Source organism: Paracidovorax sp. (assembly GCF_057642795.1).
Genome location: NZ_JBXYZY010000015.1, coordinates 1 through 18,832 on the forward strand (window position 1 = coordinate 1; position 18,832 = coordinate 18,832).

General features: G+C 63.5%; 17 protein-coding genes, 1 tRNA gene and 1 pseudogene. 11 read left to right on the top strand and 8 right to left on the bottom strand.

Annotated features, from left to right (window positions below):
• The 7 genes and pseudogenes from AC3A84_RS06040 to AC3A84_RS06070 form a co-directional block, all read right to left on the bottom strand.
• A pseudogene (locus AC3A84_RS06040) lies at positions 1–201 on the bottom strand (energy transducer TonB); the annotation flags it as partial.
• Positions 202–305: 104 nt separating this feature from the next.
• Positions 306–578, bottom strand: a complete 273-nt coding sequence (locus AC3A84_RS06045; protein WP_487968730.1) for a (2Fe-2S)-binding protein — start codon at positions 576–578, stop codon at positions 306–308.
• Positions 579–714: 136 nt separating this feature from the next.
• The gene (locus tag AC3A84_RS06050; RefSeq protein WP_487968731.1) at positions 715–1,857 is read right to left on the bottom strand and encodes an alpha-hydroxy acid oxidase; all 1,143 of its coding nucleotides are present in this window, start codon (positions 1,855–1,857) and stop codon (positions 715–717) included.
• A gap of 120 nt (positions 1,858–1,977) precedes the next feature.
• Positions 1,978–2,670 carry a Fe2+-dependent dioxygenase gene (locus AC3A84_RS06055; protein WP_487968733.1) on the bottom strand — a complete coding sequence of 231 codons (693 nt, stop codon included), beginning with the start codon at positions 2,668–2,670 and terminating at the stop codon, positions 1,978–1,980.
• Positions 2,671–2,736: 66 nt separating this feature from the next.
• On the bottom strand, positions 2,737–4,959 hold the full coding sequence (locus tag AC3A84_RS06060; RefSeq protein ID WP_487968759.1) for a TonB-dependent receptor: 2,223 nt from the start codon (positions 4,957–4,959) through the stop codon (positions 2,737–2,739).
• Between the two features lie 270 nt (positions 4,960–5,229).
• Positions 5,230–5,538 carry an SWIB/MDM2 domain-containing protein gene (locus tag AC3A84_RS06065; protein ID WP_092938961.1) on the bottom strand — a complete coding sequence of 103 codons (309 nt, stop codon included), beginning with the start codon at positions 5,536–5,538 and terminating at the stop codon, positions 5,230–5,232.
• A 211-nt stretch (positions 5,539–5,749) separates the two neighbouring features.
• Positions 5,750–6,703: a DMT family transporter gene (locus AC3A84_RS06070; RefSeq protein WP_487968734.1), complete on the bottom strand. Its 954-nt coding sequence runs from the start codon at positions 6,701–6,703 to the stop codon at positions 5,750–5,752.
• Positions 6,704–6,738: 35 nt separating this feature from the next.
• On the opposite strand from AC3A84_RS06070, the gene AC3A84_RS06075 reads away from it, so the two are divergent.
• The 11 genes from AC3A84_RS06075 (at position 6,739) to AC3A84_RS06125 (ending at position 17,181) form a co-directional block, all read left to right on the top strand.
• A complete protein-coding gene (locus AC3A84_RS06075) occupies positions 6,739–7,182 on the top strand; it encodes a gamma-glutamylcyclotransferase family protein (protein ID WP_487968735.1) in 444 nt (147 codons plus the stop codon).
• A gap of 266 nt (positions 7,183–7,448) precedes the next feature.
• Positions 7,449–8,780, top strand: a complete 1,332-nt coding sequence (gene aceA / locus AC3A84_RS06080; RefSeq protein ID WP_092938964.1) for an isocitrate lyase — start codon at positions 7,449–7,451, stop codon at positions 8,778–8,780.
• Between the two features lie 351 nt (positions 8,781–9,131).
• The gene (gene thrS / locus AC3A84_RS06085; protein WP_092938965.1) at positions 9,132–11,051 is read left to right on the top strand and encodes a threonine--tRNA ligase; all 1,920 of its coding nucleotides are present in this window, start codon (positions 9,132–9,134) and stop codon (positions 11,049–11,051) included.
• Between the two features lie 84 nt (positions 11,052–11,135).
• Entirely contained in the window at positions 11,136–11,735 is a 600-nt protein-coding gene (infC, locus tag AC3A84_RS06090; protein ID WP_288513037.1) for a translation initiation factor IF-3, read from the top strand.
• A gap of 204 nt (positions 11,736–11,939) precedes the next feature.
• Positions 11,940–12,143, top strand: coding sequence for a 50S ribosomal protein L35 (gene rpmI / locus AC3A84_RS06095; protein WP_055402683.1), 204 nt, complete (start codon positions 11,940–11,942; stop codon positions 12,141–12,143).
• A gap of 25 nt (positions 12,144–12,168) precedes the next feature.
• Positions 12,169–12,528, top strand: coding sequence for a 50S ribosomal protein L20 (gene rplT / locus AC3A84_RS06100; RefSeq protein ID WP_056667373.1), 360 nt, complete (start codon positions 12,169–12,171; stop codon positions 12,526–12,528).
• A 101-nt stretch (positions 12,529–12,629) separates the two neighbouring features.
• Entirely contained in the window at positions 12,630–13,682 is a 1,053-nt protein-coding gene (gene pheS, locus AC3A84_RS06105) for a phenylalanine--tRNA ligase subunit alpha (RefSeq protein WP_487968736.1), read from the top strand.
• A gap of 87 nt (positions 13,683–13,769) precedes the next feature.
• On the top strand, positions 13,770–16,214 hold the full coding sequence (gene pheT, locus AC3A84_RS06110; protein ID WP_487968737.1) for a phenylalanine--tRNA ligase subunit beta: 2,445 nt from the start codon (positions 13,770–13,772) through the stop codon (positions 16,212–16,214).
• A gap of 29 nt (positions 16,215–16,243) precedes the next feature.
• Complete coding sequence (locus AC3A84_RS06115) at positions 16,244–16,570, top strand: integration host factor subunit alpha (protein ID WP_245785138.1); 327 nt, start codon at positions 16,244–16,246, stop codon at positions 16,568–16,570.
• A 90-nt stretch (positions 16,571–16,660) separates the two neighbouring features.
• Positions 16,661–17,077 (top strand): MerR family transcriptional regulator, encoded by a 417-nt coding sequence (locus tag AC3A84_RS06120; protein WP_487968738.1) that lies wholly within the window; start codon positions 16,661–16,663, stop codon positions 17,075–17,077.
• A gap of 27 nt (positions 17,078–17,104) precedes the next feature.
• Positions 17,105–17,181, top strand: a tRNA-Pro gene (locus tag AC3A84_RS06125).
• Between the two features lie 248 nt (positions 17,182–17,429).
• On the opposite strand, the gene AC3A84_RS06130 is transcribed toward AC3A84_RS06125, so the two are convergent.
• Positions 17,430–18,815: a hypothetical protein gene (locus AC3A84_RS06130; protein ID WP_487968739.1), complete on the bottom strand. Its 1,386-nt coding sequence runs from the start codon at positions 18,813–18,815 to the stop codon at positions 17,430–17,432.
• Positions 18,816–18,832 lie beyond the last annotated feature (17 nt).

The following is an 18,832-nucleotide window of genomic DNA, read 5'->3' on the forward strand; positions in this document are numbered from 1 at the left end:
GACCTTGGGCGGTGCGGGGGGGGCGGGCGGGGCGATGAATTCGCTGAGCACCTCGGCCGGCACGATCACCTCGGCCGCCTTGCGCACCAGGCCAGATTGCAGGGCCCAGATGCCGGCTACGTGCAGCGCCACCACGGAGCCGACGATCACGGCATTGCGGCTCACACCGCCGGGGGGAGCGAAACGATCAGGGTGAGACATAAAAAGAAAGGAAGGGCAGCGCCGAACCCCCACATAGGGCCGGCGTTGCCGAATAGACCCGGACTATTTGCGAAAGATCCACCAGGCCGAACCGGCGACCAGGATCAGGCTGCCTGCGAGGCCAGAGAGGAGTTCCATGACTTGCTTTCCAGGATGGAGCTGGCAAGCTGGATCGTCTGCGGCACCGCGTCGTTGCGCAAGGCGGCTACCGGCTGCGAAACACTGCACTGCGCCACCACGTCGCGGGCGCAGCTTTCGCAGCATCCGCATTGGGTGGCCACGCCCAATTCGAACTGGATCTCATCGAAGCTCAGGCCTGCGCGCGCATGGCGGGCAATCTCTCGGTCCGAAACCCGGTGGCAAACACAGACGATCATGGCGGCAGGCAGTATGGCTGGCTGTTGAAAGGATGATCGGCATTATAAATACGAATATATCGCATTTGCAATAAATCATTCCTGCTGAAAGGGGGAAGGGTGAACCGGCCTCTCCAGGGGCGCAGGTGCCCCGGCCTCAGACCGAGCGCGATGGGGCCACTTGCTGCCCATCCAGCAGTGCCGACGTGGCATCTGCCAGCGTGGCGCACCCCGTCAGCGCCATGGCAACCTCCAATTCGTCGCGCAGCAGGCGCAGCACGTGGGCCACGCCCGCTGCCCCTGCATTGGCCAGGCCCCACACGGCAGGGCGGCCCACCAGCACGGCGGAGGCACCCAGTGCCATGGCCTTGAGCACGTCGGTGCCGCGCTGGATGCCTCCATCCACCAGCACCGGCACCGCGCCGCCCACGGCCTGCGCCACCCCGGGCAGGGCGGTTGCCGTGGCCGGGGCGGTGTCGAGCGTGCGGCCACCGTGGTTGGACACGATGAGGCCCGCCGCCCCCAGCGACACGGCCTGGCGCGCGTCGGCGGGGTGCAGCACGCCCTTGAGCAGCACCGGCAACCGGGTGATGGATCGCAGCCAGGCGATGTCCTCCCAGGTCGGCGCATGGTGCAACAAGCCGTCGAACAGGGCGCTCTGGCCGGGGCTCAGTGCTGAGGGGGCCGGCGCCCGCAGGCCGGCCAGGTTGACGGCGCCCACGCCGGCCGGCAGCCGAAAGCCCGCGCGCCGCTCCCGGTCGCGCACGCCGCTGGTGGGGGCGTCCACCGTGAGCACCAAGGCCTCGTAGCCAGCGGACTCGGCACGCTGCACCAGCGCCTCGGTGAAGCCCCGATCGGGCTGTAGATAGAGCTGAAACCACAGCGGGCCGCGCCCCGGGTCCGGCAGCACGGCCTGGGCCACCTTCTCCAGCGGCACACTGGCCTGGGTGCTGAGCACCACGCCCGCGCCCAGCGCCGCTGCGGCATAGGCCAGGGCCAGTTCGCCATCAGGGTGCGCCAGGCGCTGGAAGGCCACCGGTGCCAGCAGGATGGGGTGCGCGAGCGTGCGGCCCAGCAGGGTCACCCGCGTGTGCCCACCCGCGAGCGGTCGCAGCACGCGGGGCCACAGCGGCAGGGCGTCCCAGGCGCTGCGGTTGGCGCGCAGGCTGATCTCATCGGCCGCGCCACCGCTGAAGTAAGCCCAGGCGTTGTCGTCCAGTTGCGTGCGCGCATGCTGCTCGTGGTCGGCCAGTGTGACCACGCCCGGAGGAATGCCTTGTCGTGCAGGAAATTGGGTCATGCAAACAAAAATAGCACCCAGCGCTGGTGCAGTATGCGCTGGGTGCTATCAAATTTATAGGTGGATGGCAGGTGTTTCGAGCCTTCGGCCGCGGCCTGGGCTGAGTGCGCCGGCCGTGCTTCACACATCGGCCCACATGCGCAGCAGGTTGTGGTACGTGCCCGAAAGCGCGATGGCCGACGGATCGGTTTCGCCATGGGCCTGGCGCAGCTTGAGCAGTGCCATGTCCATGTCGAACAGCAACTGGCGCTGCTCCAGCCCACGCACCATGCTTTCGACCCAGAAGAAGCTGCTCACGCGGTGCCCTCGCGTGACCGGTGCGACCTGGTGCACGGTGCTGCTGGGGTACAGGATCATGTCGCCCGCTGGCAGCTTGATGCGCTTTTCGCCCAGGGCTTCGGTAATCACCAGTTCGCCGCCGTCATAGTCTTCGGGCGGGGTGAGGAACAGCGTGCACGACAGGTCGCTGCGTACCCAGCAGCTGTCGGCGCGGGAGTGCATGACGGCGCTGTCCACATGGCTGCCATAGTAGTTGGCTCCATCGCCATACTTGTTGAACAGTGGGTTGTAGATGCGGCGCGGTAGCGCGGCCGAAAAGAAGAGGGCGTTGCGATTCAACGCGGCCTTGACCAGGCCCTGGAGCTGGGCGGACAGCTCGCTGGCTTGCGCGAGCTGCAGGTTGTTTTTCTGGTGCACCGCCTGGCTGCCCGCGCTGCGTGCGCCGTCCACCCAGGGGGCGTCGGCCGTCCAGAGCTTTTGCCGGAAGAACGCAACCTCGTCGGCGGTGAGAACGTCTTGGATGTGCAGGAGCATGGAGCCATTGTGAACCGGCCCCGGGCGGTGCCGGGGCCGGTTCATTCGAGGGACTTCAGGGGTGCGTCAGAAGCGTGTCTTCAGCGTCAGCTGCACGGCGCGGGGAGCGCCGGGCGTGTAGAAGCCGCGGTACAGGCCTTCGGCATACGTGCGGTCGAACAGGTTGCTCACGTTCAGCTTCAGTGAGGTCTTGTCGTCAAACGCGTACTCGGCCATGGCGTCCACCACCGCAAAGCCGCTGGCGTACACGGCGCGCGAGCCTTCGGGGTTCTGCTTGGCGCGGTACGTCACGCCAGCGCCCACACGCAGCTTCGAGGTGGCAGCGTAGGTGCTCCACACGCTGCCGCTGTGCTTGGGGGTAAGCCCGGGGCGATCGCCCTGCACCTGTGCGCCGCCGCCGTTGGACGCCAGCACCACGTTGCTCTTGTCGATCTTGGCGGACGGGATCCAGGTGTGGTTGAAGAACAGTTCCCACTGGGGCGTGAGGCGGCCCGCCAGGTTGAACTCCATGCCCGTGGCGTGGCGCTTGCCCGAGAGCAGTTCCTGCGCGGCGGCGGTGTCGGGGTCGGTGTTGCGCTCGTTGTACTTCTGGCTGTAGAAGGCGGCCACGCCCAGCAGCGCACGGCGCTCGAACAGCTCGAACTTCCCGCCGACTTCGACGTTGCGGCTCTTCTCGGGCGGCGTGTTGGACGCGCGCGCCGTTGTGTTGCCAGGGTTGCCGAACTGGTAGGTGTCGCCCGAGGTGTTGTACGAAGTGCCGTACGAAAGGTAGTACGACGTCAGCTCGTCAGGCTGGAAGATGAGGCCCGCGCGGGGGCTGAACAGGCTGTCGGAGCGGGAGTTGCTCAGGCTGCCCGTGGCGTTGCGGTACGAGGCGCGGAAGTTGTCGTGGCGCAGGCCGCCGACGAGCTTGAGCGTGTCGGTCAGCGAGATCGTGTCCTGGAAGTACACGCCCAGATTGCGCGACGTGAACGTGTTCCATTGCACCGGGGCGCGGCCGTCGGCTACCCACGCGCCGTCGTTGGGCGTGCCCACCGTGGTGGTAGGGCGAGGAGTGGTGTTGGGGTAGTTCTGGTTGCGCTTGGCGTCGTCGTCGTAATAGTCCACGCCGGTCAGCACAGCGTGCTTGCGGCCACCCCAGGTGAAGGTGTTGCTGTAGTCGCTTTGCAATTGCAGGACATCGCTCTCCCCCAGCCGGCCCTTGGAGCCACGGGTCAGCACCGTGTTGTCGTTGATCTGCCCCAGCGTAATGTTGCCATTCTGGAAGCCGATGGTGCTGGCCAGCAGGTCGCGTTCATACTGGCCGTAGCGCAGCCGCGTGGCCAGTTCGCCGTTGTCGTCGAAACGGTGGATGTGGCCAAGCGTGACGTACTGAGACGAGGTGTCGTTGTGGTCGCTGGCCAGGCCGTAGTAGTTGCGGGCGTCCAGCGGCGTGTTGATCTTGCCGTCCGCCGAGAGGCGCCAGGGGTGGTTGTACAGCGGGCGGCCCTTGGATTCGAGGTAGTACAGCCCGATCGAGAATTCATCGCGCGTGCCGATGCCCCATGCGAACGTGGGCGCGATGCCGCGCTTGTCCTGCTTGGCTCCGTAGTTGTCGTACTCCTGAACCATGGCGTTCAGGCGGAAGGCCGCGTTCTCACCGGTCTTGAAGTTGAAGTCGCCCGTGGCGCGGTGGAACTGGCCGGTGCCGAAGGTGTAGCTGGCTTCGTGCTGGTCGATCAGCAACGGGTACTTGTTGACCTGATTGACCACGCCGCCGGTCGAACCCTTGCCGAACAGCATGGAGGCCGAGCCCTTGAGGACTTCGATGCGGTCGTTGTTGAAGGTGTCGCGCTCGATCAGCGGCGCGTCCTTCATCCCGTCCACATAGATGTCGCCCGCCAGACCCAACGAGAAGCCGCGCAGACGCACGTCTTCTTCACCCGTTTCGCCGGACTGGAACGTCACCCCGGCGGTGGTGCGCAGCACCTCGCGGAAGTCGTCCTGGTTGCGGTCGTTCATCAGCTTTTCGGTAAACACCGTCACGGACTGGGGGATGTCCTTGATGTCCTGTTTGCCCTTGCCCACCGTCGTTTTTTTGATGAGCAGGGTGTCCTTGCCCTGGACGTCAGCGGCTTCCTTCACCGTCACGGTGGACAGGGTGGTATCGGACGTGCCGGTCTGTGCCATGGCGCCCATCGAAGCAGCCAGCATCAACGCGCCCAGAGGCAGCACGGCCCTGTCGGACTGTGCCGCCTGCGAAGGCGCTGCGGTGGGGGAAACAAGAAATGCGGGAGCAGAGCGCAGCATGCCGCTGCGACGCTGGGCGCGAGATTTAGCCAAAAGGGCCTCCGTCAATAGGGGTGTGCAGGTGGTGCGCAGGGGCGCCAAGAGCAGGCGAGAGGCAGTGGCTAGATCAACATGGCTGTGCGTCGGCGTGCTGCTTTATGTTACATCAAATGCGGCTCGTTCTCATTTGCATTGATGCCTGCGCGCTACACTTTTATGACGCAGGGACGTAAAAAAACCGGCTGGGCCGGTTTTCTTGCTGAAGCGACACAGGTCGCGAAGCGCCTTCGCTTACTTCACGTGCTTGCCGATCAGGCCGGCCATCTCAAACATCGAGACTTGGGGCTTGCCGAAGACTTCCTTGAGCTTGGCGTCGGCGTTGATCATGCGCTTGTTGGAGGCATCCTGCAGGTTGTTCGCCTTGATGTAGACCCACAGCTTGCTGATGATTTCGGTACGCGGCAGCGGAGCTGCGCCGACCACGGCAGCCAGTGCGGGGCTGGGGGTCAGGGCCTTCATGAAGGCGGCGTTCGGGGTGCGCTTCTTAGCGGGAGCTGCGGCCTTGGCCTCGGAGGCGGGCGCTTTTTTTGCAGTTGCCATGTTGGGTTTTCCTTGTTGGAAGTGAAATACGGGACCAGCGAAAACCTGCTTCTCCACTGGCCCGCAGATGCTAATGGCAAAAAAACGCCTTTCCAAGGGAGAGAAGTGATTTTTTGCCTCCAGTTGTTGCGGTCCTGCCCGCCCGGCGCGCTGCGTTGGCGCAAGGCGGGCGCAGTAGTCGGGCCGGATCGCTCCGTGCGGGCGGCCGCCTTCAGTGCACCGGACGGGCGGTCGCGGCGCGGGATGCTCTTGATGGAAGCGTAGCCAGCACCACGCTGGCCAGTGCGATGCAGAAGGCCAGCACCTGCATTCCCGTGAAGCGTTCTCCCAGTGCCAGCACCCCAACCAGTGCGGCGCTGACGGGCAGCAGCACCGTAAATATGCCGCCCTGGGCAGCGGGCACGGCTTTGAGCCCGGTCATCCAGAGCCAGACCGTCCATACGCAAGCCGCCAAGGCATAGAACACCAGAAGCAGCCAGGTGCCGAGACTGACCGCTTGGAAGTCGAAGCCCCAGGCGGTGTAGAGCCCCAGGGGCGTGGCCAGAGCGAATCCCCACGCATTGATGAGCGACGTGATGCGCCTGGGCCCCAGCGTGCCCGTCAGTTTCTTGCCGATGACCGAGTAGGCCGCTTCGCAGATCGAGGCGGCGAGCAGCAGCAGGTAGCCGATCCACGCGGCATGGCCGGGTCCGTGAGCGCCCGGTGCGGCGTCCACAGCCCCGTGGGCGCCTGGCTTGGAAAGCGCAAAGAGCAGGATGCCGACCACCGCCAGCACGACCGAGCACCAGGTGCGCGGTGCCACTCGCTCACGCAGGAACAGCCAGCTCATGACGGCCACCGCTGCCGGGATGGAGGCCATGATCACTCCCGCCGATGTGGCGCTGGTCAGGCTGACGCCATAGATCATGAAGACCGTGAACAGGAAGTTGCCCATCAGGGACTGTAGAAAGAGCAGTCCCACGGTGCCGCGGCTCAGTGCAGGCTCCGTAGCGGGCTTCTTGAGCCAGTGCAGCATCGCCGCGCCGCCGATGCCGAAGCGCAGCCAAGCCAGCAGGAAGACGGGAAATGACGCTGCCAGCGGCTTGGACAGAGCCACATAGCTGCCGACCAGCGACATGCTGAGAGCCAGACATAAATAAGCAATGGGGCGGCGGGGCGTATTCACTAGACTGGGGCCACGGAATTGAAAGTCTCTGAATCATGCCCCACGAAACCACCTCCCGCGGCGCGCAGCCGGCGCGCCACGTCTTTGTCTATGGAACGCTGCGGCGTGGCGGCAGCAACGACATTACACGGCTGAAACCCGCCCCGGTGTGGGTTGGTGGGGCTTGCCTGCGTGGCGCGCTTTACAGCCTGGGGCCTTATCCCGGCATGCGGCTCGACGGCCATGACGAGCAAGACCCTCCGGTGATCGGCGAGGTCTACGCCGTTACTCCGGCACTGGAGCGTCAGCTGGACCTGATCGAAGGCCTTGCCCCCGACCGGCCCGCCACGGACGAGGATGAATACGCCAAACGCGACGTGGTGGTGCAGGTGGAGGGCCGGCCTTTGGCTTGCTTTATGTACGTGATTCACCGGCGCTATGCCGCGCCGCAAGCCCGGTTGCTGCACGGCGACTGGTTTCGGGCGGCGCCGCCGCCGTAGCACGAAAGCCGGATTGCGGCCTTTCCTTTATGCAGAAATGTGTTTTCACGATGTGGCATAGAGGAATGCGGCGCTGCACAAAAATTTCTCAATATGAGAAACGTTTTTTCGTATTGAGGAAATTTAGGTTTATGTCATTGATTTTAAAAGGGAAAATTTATCTCTTATATAAGACATAAGAGATTGCATGTGTCTTATAGAAGACTTAAAGTTGTTCCCAAGGGCAGCCCCGCCCGATGATCCGAAGACCTCAACAGGAGTGAACCATGCCGCAATCGCTGAATGCCCAACTGAGTCGTGAACAACAGATCGCCGCCCTCGAGCTCGACTGGGCGCAAAACCCGCGCTGGAAGGGCGTCAAGCGCAACTATTCGGCCGCGGACGTGGTGCGCCTGCGCGGCAGCCTGCAGCCCCAGCACACGCTGGCACAGCGCGGTGCGGAAAAGCTCTGGGACAAGGTCAACGGCGGCGCCAAGAAGGGCTACGTGAACGCCTTCGGCGCCATCTCCGCGGGCCAGGCCATGCAGCAGGCCAAGGCGGGCCTGGAAGCCGTTTACCTGTCGGGCTGGCAGGTGGCGGCGGACGGCAACACGTCGGAAACCATGTACCCCGACCAGTCCCTCTACGCCTATGACTCGGTGCCCACCATGGTCCGCCGCATCAACAACACCTTCAAGCGCGCTGACGAGATCCAGTGGGGCCGCGGCATCAACCCCGGCGACAAGGAATTCATCGACTACTTCCTGCCCATCGTGGCGGATGCAGAAGCCGGGTTCGGCGGCGTGCTCAACGCCTTCGAACTGATGAAGAACATGATCGCCGCGGGTGCCGCCGGCGTTCACTTCGAAGACCAGCTCGCCGCCGTGAAGAAGTGTGGCCACATGGGTGGCAAGGTGCTGGTGCCCACGCAGGAGGCCGTCGAGAAGCTGCTGGCCGCCCGCTTCGCCGCCGACACCATGGGCGTGCCGACCATCATCCTGGCCCGCACCGATGCCGAAGCCGCGAACCTCATCACCTCCGACCATGATGCGAACGACAAGCCCTTCCTGACGGGCGAGCGTACGCAGGAAGGCTTCTACCGCGTGAAGAACGGCCTGGAGCAAGCTATCAGCCGCGGCGTGGCCTACGCGCCCTACGCCGATCTGGTGTGGTGCGAAACCGGCGTGCCGGACATCGGCTTTGCCCGCGAGTTCGCACAGGCCGTGCATGCTGCCTGCCCCGGCAAACTGCTCTCGTACAACTGCTCTCCTTCCTTCAACTGGAAGAAGAACCTCAACGACAAGCAGATCGCCTCGTTCCAGGAAGAGCTGTCCGCGCTGGGCTACAAGTATCAGTTCATCACGCTGGCCGGCATCCACATCAACTGGTACAACACCTTCCAGTTCGCCCACGCCTATGCCCGCGGCGAAGGCATGAAGCACTACGTGGAGCAAGTGCAGGAACCCGAATTCGCCGCTCGCGAGAAGGGCTACACCTTCGTGTCGCACCAGCAGGAAGTGGGCGCAGGCTACTTCGACGATGTGACCACCGTGATCCAGGGCGGCACCTCCAGCGTGAAGGCGCTGACCGGCTCCACCGAGGAAGAGCAGTTCCATTGATCGACTGAAACTGCCCGGGCGCATGGCCCGGGCGGATGCTTCGCTCCAAGCCCGGTTGGCGTATCGCCACCCGGGCTTTTTCGTGTTGGCGCTCCGGGGCCTTGCCGCGCGCTCGTGAGCGCGGGGGTAAAATCTGCGGCTACTTCAATCAGCAAGAGCGAGAAAGGCAATCTGGTTATGACACCGCGAACTACTTCGGAGCACTCCACCGGCCGCTAGAGGCTGGACGTTCGCGCCTGCACACCTGATTTGCACCTTCCCTCCAAAAGCGCGGACATCGTTCCGCGCTTTTGTTTTTTCGGCGCTGCGCGGGCTCTCATTCGATCGATTGACCCACAGGATTTTTTCTCCATGATTCAGATCACGCTTCCCGACAATTCCCAGCGCGAATTCCCCGGCCCGGTCTCGGTGTCCGACGTGGCGCGCGCCATCGGCCCGGGCCTGGCCAAGATCACGGTGGCCGGCAAGGTGGATGGCCGCCTGGTGGATGCCAGCGACCTCATCGACCACGACGCGCGCCTGCAGATCATCACCCCGCGCGATCAGGAAGGCGTGGAGATCATCCGCCACTCGTGCGCCCACCTGGTGGGGCATGCCGTCAAGCAGCTCTATCCCACGGCCCGGATGGTGATCGGCCCGGTGATCGAGGAAGGCTTCTATTACGACATCGCCTTCGAGCGCCCGTTCACGCCCGATGACATCGCCGCCATCGAAAAGCGCATGAAGGAGCTGATCGCCCAGGACTACGACGTCATCAAGAAGATGACGCCCCGCGCCGAGGTGATCGAGGTCTTCAAGTCGCGCGGCGAAGAGTACAAGCTGCGTCTGATCGAGGACATGCCGGACGAGACCGCCATGGGCCTCTACTACCACCAGGAATACGTGGACATGTGCCGCGGCCCGCACGTGCCCAATACGCGCTTCCTGAAGGCATTCAAGCTCACGCGCGTCTCGGGCGCCTACTGGCGCGGGGATGCCAAGAACGAGCAGCTGCAGCGCATCTACGGCACGGCCTGGGCCGACAAGAAGGATCTCGACGCCTACATCCAGCGCATCGAAGAAGCCGAAAAGCGCGACCACCGCAGGCTCGGCCGCGAGTTGGACCTGTTCCACATCGACGAGCATTCCCCCGGCACGGTGTTCTGGCACCCCAAGGGCTGGACCGTATGGCAGGGCGTGGAGCAATACATGCGGCAGGTCTATCGCGACAACGGCTACCAGGAGGTCAAGGGCCCGCAGATCCTCGACAAACACCTCTGGGAAAAGACCGGCCATTGGGACAAGTACCGCGAGAACATGTTCACGACGGAGAGCGAGAAGCACGACTACGCGCTCAAGCCGATGAACTGCCCCGGCCACATCCTGATCTTTAATCAGGGCGTAAAGAGTTACCGTGATCTGCCGCTGCGCTTCGGTGAGTTCGGGCAATGCCACCGCAATGAGCCCACGGGCGGCCTGCACGGCATCATGCGCGTGCGTGCCTTCACGCAAGACGATGGCCACATCTTCTGCACTGAAGAGCAGATCCAGCAGGAGTGCATCAACTTCACGGCGCTGCTGCAAAAGGTCTATAAGGACTTCGGTTTCACAGACATCATCTACAAGGTCGCTACGCGGCCTGAAAAGCGCATCGGTTCGGAAGAGAGCTGGGACCGCGCGGAGCATGCGCTGATCGAAAGCCTGAAGGCCTCCGGCTGCGAATACCAGATCGCCGTGGGCGACGGTGCGTTCTATGGCCCCAAGCTCGAATACACGCTGCGCGACGCCATCGGCCGCCACTGGCAGTGCGGCACGATCCAGGTCGATCCGTCGATGCCGGCGCGCCTGGGCGCCGAATACGTGGGCGAGGACGGCGCACGGCACACGCCCATCCTGCTGCACCGCGCCATCGTGGGCAGCCTGGAGCGTTTCATCGGCATCCTGATCGAGCAGCACGCGGGCGCGCTGCCCACCTGGTTGGCTCCGGTGCAGGTCGCGGTGCTCAACATCACGGGTGCGCAGGACGAATACTGTCGCGAAATCGCCGCAAAACTGCAAAAAGCACTGCCGCATCAAAACCTTAGAGTCATCACCGACCTGCGTAACGAAAAGATCACGTATAAAATACGGGAGCATTCGTTGCAAAAGCTGCCTTACATCCTCGTCGCTGGCGAGAAGGAAAAGGCAGCCGGCGCCGTCGCAGTGCGCGCCCGGGGTAATCGAGACCTCGGTGTGATGTCCCTCGAAGCGTTCGTCGCGCTCATCGCAGAAGACATCGCCTCTAAAGCCTGATCTGGATTGAAACAGCTTTAGCTCGCGTGGGCCGGGCGGCATCAGCTACTATTTTTGTAGCATTTTGATTGAAGGAAAATAGTCATCGCTACTGAATTTCGTGATCGTCGTCACCGCGAAGAGCGCAAGCATCGCCTGAATCGGGAAATCATGGCCCCTGAGGTTCGCCTCTCGGGTCCTGACAATGAGCCTCTGGGCGTGGTGAGTCTGATGGAAGCCCTCCGCATGGCGGGCGAGTTGGATGTGGACCTGGTGGAGATCGCCGCCACGGCCAGCCCTCCCGTGTGCCGTCTCATGGACTACGGCAAGTTCAAGTACCTTGAACAAAAGCGCGCGGCAGAAGCCAAGGCCAAGCAGACGGTCATCGAAATCAAGGAAGTGAAGTTCCGTCCCGGTACCGATGACGGCGACTACAACATCAAGATGCGCAACATCCGCCGCTTCCTGGCGGAGGGTGACAAGTGCAAGATCACCCTGCGGTTCCGTGGTCGCGAGATCACCCACCAGGAACTCGGTCTGGCCTTGCTCAATCGCATCCGCGATGACCTGGGTGATTCGATCCTCGTCGAGCAGTTTCCCAAGCTCGAAGGCCGCCAGATGATCATGATGATCGCGCCCGGCCGCAAGAAGCCTGCTTCCAAGCCCGCTGGCGAAGCGGCAGGGTCTGCGACTCCGGCAGCTTGATTTGATGAGGTAGGGCGGGCCGATGGCCTGCCCTCAAAGATGTGTATTGCGGGTCTGAAAAGTCCCGCAATGCAACAGATGGCGTGCACAATGCGCGCCGTCGTGCAGCGCAGCGATGCGGCTGCAGAAAAAGTGGCTCGGGGCCAACAAGTTCGCGAATCGGTTCGCGAACGCCTCACGAGCACAAAGAAAAGGAGCATTTACATGCCCAAAATGAAGACCAAGAGCAGCGCGAAAAAGCGTTTCCGCGTTCGTCCCGGTGGCACCGTCAAGCGCGGTCAAGCCTTCAAGCGTCACATCTTGACCAAGAAGACCACCAAGAACAAGCGCCATCTGCGTGGTGCAGTCGCCGTGCATGAGACCAATATGGGCTCCATCGCACAGATGCTGCCTAGCGCTGGCCTGTAATAACTGACGAACAAGGAGTACTCACATGCCTCGCGTCAAACGTGGTGTAACGGCCCGTGCCCGTCACAAGAAAGTTCTAGCCCTCGCCAAGGGTTTCCGTGGTCGCCGCGGTAATGTCTTCCGCATCGCCAAGCAGGCGGTGATGAAGGCTGGGCAATATGCCTACCGTGACCGCCGCACCAAGAAGCGCGTGTTCCGCCAACTGTGGATCGCCCGTATCAACGCCGCTTCGCGCGAACTGGGCCTGACCTACAGCCAGTTCACGAACGGCCTGAAGAAGGCATCCATCGAGATCGACCGCAAGATGCTGGCCGACCTCGCGGTGCATGACAAGGCTGCCTTCGGCAGCATCGTGGAACAGGTCAAGGCCAAGCTGGCTGCTTGATTTCACGGTTGGGTGCTATCGTCTTGGTAGCACTCTGCGCAGTAACAACAAGGGCTAGAGCTTGAAAAGGCACTAGCCCTTGTTCATTTTCAAGAGTCGATATGAACGAGCTGGATTCCCTGGTCGAAAGCGCGCGGCAGCTTTTCGCGCAAACCGCAACCCCTGCTGATCTGGAAAATGCCAAGGCGCAGTTTCTGGGCAAGTCCGGTCGTCTGACCGAGCTGATGAAGGGCATGGCGCAGCTGTCGGTCGAGGAAAAGAAATCGCGTGGCGCTGCGATCAATCTGGCCAAGCAGGCAGTCGAAGCCGCGCTGACCGAGCGCCGCCAGGCCCTGGCCGATGCCGAACTGCAGGTGCAGCTCAAGGCCGAAGCGCTGGATGTTTCCCTGCCGGGCCGTCGCCGCGGACAGGGCGGTCTGCATCCCGTCACCCTCACGCTGGAGCGGATCGAGCAGATCTTCGGCTCCATGGGTTTCGATGTGGCCGAGGGCCCCGAGATCGAGACCGACTGGTTCAACTTCACCGCGCTGAACACGCCGCAGGACCATCCCGCGCGTTCGATGCACGACACCTTCTATGTCGAAGGCGGCACCGAGGCCGCGCCCCACCTGCTGCGCACGCACACCAGCCCGATGCAGGTGCGTCACGCCGTGCAGCACGTCAAGCGCCACCGTGCCCGGATCGATGCAGGGCAGGGCATGCCCGAGATCCGCGTGATCGCGCCCGGCCGCACCTACCGCGTTGACAGCGATGCCACCCATTCGCCCATGTTCCACCAGTGCGAAGGCCTGTGGATCGGCGAGAACGTGAGCTTCAAGGATCTGAAGGTCGTGTTCACCGACTTCTGCCGCACCTTCTTCGAGAGCGACGATCTGGTGCTGCGCTTCCGTCCCAGCTTCTTTCCTTTCACCGAGCCCAGCGCGGAGATTGATATCCAGTTCCAGGCCGGCCCGCTCGCGGGCCGCTGGCTCGAAGTGGCGGGTTCCGGTCAGGTGCATCCCAACGTGGTGCGCAACATGGGGCTGGACCCGGAGACCTATATCGGCTTCGCCTTCGGCATGGGCCCTGACCGGCTGACGATGCTGCGCTACGGGGTCAACGACCTGCGCCTCTTCTTCGATGGCGACATCCGCTTCCTGTCGCAGTTCCAGTAAGAACGAGAAGACGCGGCCCTGGCAGGCCATGGCACCGGTGGATCGCCGGCCGGTGCCCCCAACCGACCGAATCACGAGAATCCGAAAATGCAATTTCCAGAATCCTGGCTGCGAGAGTTCTGCAATCCGCCGCTGACCACCGCCGAGCTGGCGGAGACCCTGACCATGGCCGGTCTCGAGGTGGAGGAACTCCGCCCCGTCGCGCCCGCCTTCAGCAAGATCGTGGTGGGTGAGATCAAGGAAGCCGTGCAGCACCCGAACGCCGACCGCCTGCGCATCTGCCAGGTGGATGTGGGGCAGGAGGCGCTGCTGAACATCGTCTGCGGCGCGCCCAATGCGCGGGTCGGCATCAAGGTGCCGTGCGCCTTGGTGGGCGCGCAGCTGCCCCCCGGCCCCGACGGCAAGCCGTTCATGATCAAGCTGGGCAAGCTGCGCGGCGTCGAAAGCCAGGGCATGCTGTGCTCCGCGCGCGAATTGCAGATCACGGAAGATCAGGATGGCCTGCTGGAGCTGGCCGGCGATGCCGTGGTGGGCCGCGACATCCGCGAGCAGCTAAATCTGGACGACACGCTGTTCACCCTGAAGCTCACGCCCAACCTCGCCCATGCCCTGAGTGTGCATGGCATCGCGCGCGAGTTGTCGGCGCTGACCGGCGCGCCCCTGCGCTCGCCGGAATTCCCGCCCGTGGCCGCTGCGCTGGATGAGCGGCTGCCGGTCCAGGTATCTGCCCCGGACCTGTGCGGCCGTTTCTCGGGCCGCATCGTGCGCAACGTCAACACGCGCGTCGCCACGCCCGCCTGGATGGTGGACCGCCTGGCCCGCTGCGGGCAGCGCAGCGTGTCGCCGCTGGTGGACATCTCCAACTATGTGATGTTCGAGCTGGGCCGGCCCTCGCACATCTTCGATCTGGACAAGATCCATGGCGGCCTGGACGTGCGCTGGGGCCGCCCCGGCGAGCAGCTCAAGCTGCTCAACGGCAACACCATCACCGTCGATGAAGCCGTGGGCGTCATCGCCGACGACCAGGCCGTGGAGTCGCTGGCCGGCATCATGGGCGGCGACGCGACGGCCGTGTCGGACGATACGCGCCACATCTACGTCGAGGCCGCCTTCTGGTGGCCCAAATCGGTGGCGGGCCGTTCGCGCCGCTACAACTTCTCGACCGACGCCGGACACCGCTTCGAGCGCGGCGTCGATCCGCAAGGCACCGTGGAGCACATCGAGCGCATCACGCAGCTCATCCTGCAGATCTGCGGCACGCCCGAAACCGCCTGCGGCCCCGTGGACGACCAGCAGGTCCGCATGCCCGAGTCGCGCACGGTGTCGCTGCGCGTGGCCCGCGCTGCCAAGGTCATCGGCATGCCGCTGGCGCAAGCCCAGTGCGAAGACGCGCTGCAGCGTCTGGGCCTGCCCGTGCGTGCCGAAGACGGCGTGCTGCACGTGGTGCCGCCCTCGTACCGGTTCGACCTGACCATTGAGGAAGACCTCATCGAAGAGGTGGCCCGCATGGTCGGCTACGAGCATCTGCCCACCACGCCGCCCATCGCGCCGATCACGCCCAAGCTGCGTGCCGAGTCGCGCCGCGGTCCCTTCGCCGTGCGCCGCGAGCTCGCTGCACTGGGCTATCAGGAAACCATCAACTTCAGCTTTGTCGAGGCGGCCTGGGAGCGCGATCTGGCGGGCAATGCCCAGCCCATCCAGCTGCTCAACCCCATCGCCAGCCAGCTGAGCGTCATGCGTTCGTCGCTGCTGGGTTCGCTGCTGCAGGTGCTCAAGTTCAACCTCGACCGCAAGGCCCCGCGTGTGCGCGTCTTTGAGCTGGGCCGCGTGTTCCTGCGCGATGGCTCCGTCGTCGATTCCGACACTACGGTAGCGGGCGTGCATCAACCCATGCGCGTGGCAGGGTTGGCCTATGGCGCCAGCGACATGCTGCAGTGGGGCGACAAGGACAAGGCGGTCGATTTCTTCGACATCAAGGGCGACGTCGAAGCGCTGCTGGCGCCCCTCGATGCCGTCTATGAGCCGGGCAACCATCCGGCCATGCACCCGGGCCGTTGCGCGCGCGTGATGCTGGATGGCGAATGCATCGGCCATGTGGGCGAGCTGCATCCGCAATGGCGCCAGTCCTGGGGCCTGCCGATGGCACCCGTGCTGTTCGAGCTGGAACTCGACGCGGTGCTGCGCCGGCGTGTGCCCGTGTTCGCTCCGGTGGCCAAGCACCAGGCTGTGGAGCGGGACATCGCCGTGGTGGTGGCCGAACGCGTGACGCATGCGGAGGTCATGGCCGCGATTGAGGTGGCCATGCCACAGGGCCTGCTGCGCTCAGCCGTGCTGTTCGATGTCTTCCGTCCCAAGCCGCTGCGCGAGGGCGAGGTGCCTGCCGCCGGCGCGCTGGTGGCGGGCGAGAAGAGTCTGGCCGTGCGCCTGACCCTGGGCAGCGGCGAGGCGACCTTGACCGACGCCGAGATCGAGTCCGCCGTGCAGGCGGCCCTGCAGGAGCTGTCGCGCCGCACGGGCGCCCGGCTGCGGTGAGCATGTTGAAAGACCACGAAGGAGGCGCGATGGAATTCGCGGTGGAGAGTCTGGAGACGCCGGCGCTGACCAAGGCGCAGCTGGCCGATCTGCTGTTCGACCACATCGGGTTGAACAAGCGCGAGTCCAAGGACATGGTCGATGCGTTCTTCGACCTGATATCGCAAAGCTTGGTCGAGGGCGACGATGTGAAGCTGTCGGGTTTCGGCAATTTCCAGATCCGCACGAAGGCGCCTCGTCCGGGGCGCAACCCGCGGACCGGGGAGTCGATTCCCATCGAGGCTCGCCGTGTCGTCACCTTCCATGCCAGCAGCAAGCTCAAGGAGCAGATCCAGGGCGCGGCACCGGCGCCGTGAATCCTTGCGGAATCCCCCGGGTTTTAGGGTGGCACGCCCGCAAGCCCTGCGGTACGCTCGCCGGCTGACCGGTTCTGTTCGCGAAGTCCCATGAGTACAACGCTGCCCTCCATTCCTGCCAAGCGCTACTTCACCATCGGCGAGGTGGCGGAGCTGTGCGGGGTCAAGCCCCATGTGCTTCGCTATTGGGAGCAGGAGTTCACGCAGCTGCGCCCGATGAAACGCCGTGGCAACCGGCGCTACTACCAGCACCACGAAGTGCTCATGATCCGGCGCATCCGGGATCTGCTCTACGACCAGGGCTTCACCATCAGCGGCGCTCGCAACCGTCTGCAGGATGACCCCGAGGGCCACGATGCCGCCGCCGAGCTGCATGCCGATGCCGCCATGGGGGCGGAGACATCCGGCGGTGCGCCCATGGGCGTGCCTTCGGTACCTTGCGCATTGGATTCGAAGGCCATGCGCAAGGAATTGAACGAAATTCGCCAACTTCTTTTCTTGGGCTGAAAATTCACTATATAATTTGAGTCTTGTCGGCGTGTAGCGCAGCCTGGTAGCGCACTTGCATGGGGTGCAAGGGGTCGCGAGTTCGAATCCCGCCACGCCGACCATTAAAATCAACGACTTACAGCTCGCAAGGCTGTAAGTCGTTTTTCTTTTCCGGTCTTCAAACTGCCATTGCAGGAACCGTTGCAGGAACTCCTGCAGTCTCCTATGGTGTGCGGCACATCACAACATTCAAGATAGCTGATCAGTAGTACCGCTGAACAGCGTCACTCTGTGAGTGATACGGCCCGCTTGATTGGTCGCACAGCGATGCCGAAACTGGCCCCCAGCGCCTTCTACCTATTGATCCCAATCAAGGCGAGTCGGTTTTTGGCGACAAGGTTGGTTTACCGTTTAGGTGCTCATCGATGGTGTCCCCGATCCACGTCAGGCACTCAGCCATGTCAATGACCTCGCCGACATCCGAGCCCGGCGATTCCCTGGCCTCCACGTGACCATCATTGCTGGCCAACCCGCGAACCACGGTTCGCGGGTTGGCCAGCACGAGCACTGGCTGTGCCGCAGGATCTCTGAGCACTGCCTGATTGTTTTCAAGGCCGTGCAGGATGTGGTGCAAGCCCTCGATGGCTTCGGTCACCGTCGCGGCCACCTCGGAGGCCCAGGTTTGTAGCTCGGAAACCAGTGTGGTGGGCGGAACCAACAAGCTGTCCTCCACCTCTGTGGTGCCTGTGAACACAGAGGCATTGTTGACCTTCCAGCCTTTGGCGCTCATCTGCGGGGCCAGTCGCTCGAAACACTCGGCGGTCAATGCCTGGTCGGTCGTGACCGTCAGTGACAACACCATGCCCTCGTACCAGACCGACTGCTCAAGCCGAACCTCTGCGGCTTGCACCTGTCCGCAACGCAGCCACAAGCTTTCGGGCGTCAGCGTCAATCCCGCCTTGTCATAGCGCAGGCGATCCTTGGCATCCAGTTGCAGCTTCCATGCGGAGGGCACTCCTGACGAGTCATTGGCGGTGCTCAGTTTTCGGTTGATTTCATCGACCAGCAGTTGCCACCAGACCAGGCGCAATGCCGGTACGTCGGCGGTCGCCATGTTCATTTTCTCGTGATACCAGATGGTCACATCCAGCGTCTCCAGGCTCTCGCCAATCAGCGGTGCGATGTCATTGAACGCGGTCACCAGGCGATCTTCCGGGATGCGCTTGCCCAGCACCCGCTGACCAAAGTTGATGACCCACACGTCGGGCTTGATGGTGGAGACCCCGCAGCGCAGCAGCAGCCAGTGAAACACTGCGATGCCCATGCCTTTGACCCGTCCCTTGAAGTCCCGATCAAAGTCGGCCTGCTTCGCCCATGCGTGAAGGCTCGCTTGGTCGGTGACACCGATAGAAGCCAGGAACGGTAGGAAGCGGCGCAGCAGCTCAATGCGTGTCCAGTGCTTGTTGCCCCAAAAGAACTGCGCTGCTGCCTTGTTGCCATCCTCCGTGTCCGGGTAGATGTTCAGGGCGCCTTGCAGTTGCTCGTGCGTGTGAATGTCATGCTGGTGCTGTATGTTGTGCTCAAAGTACAGCAGGGCCTTGACCACCACCGGCTCTTGCATCTGGAAATTCAGCACAGTTTCCAATACGTCTGATAGGTAGCTGGTCGGTTGGCGTTGCTGGCGAATGAATGGCAAGTTGGCTGTGGCGATCAGCAGCTGCTGGAACTGCTCAGGGGTGAGTTGTTTCTTTTTCATGGTGATCTGAGTTGGAG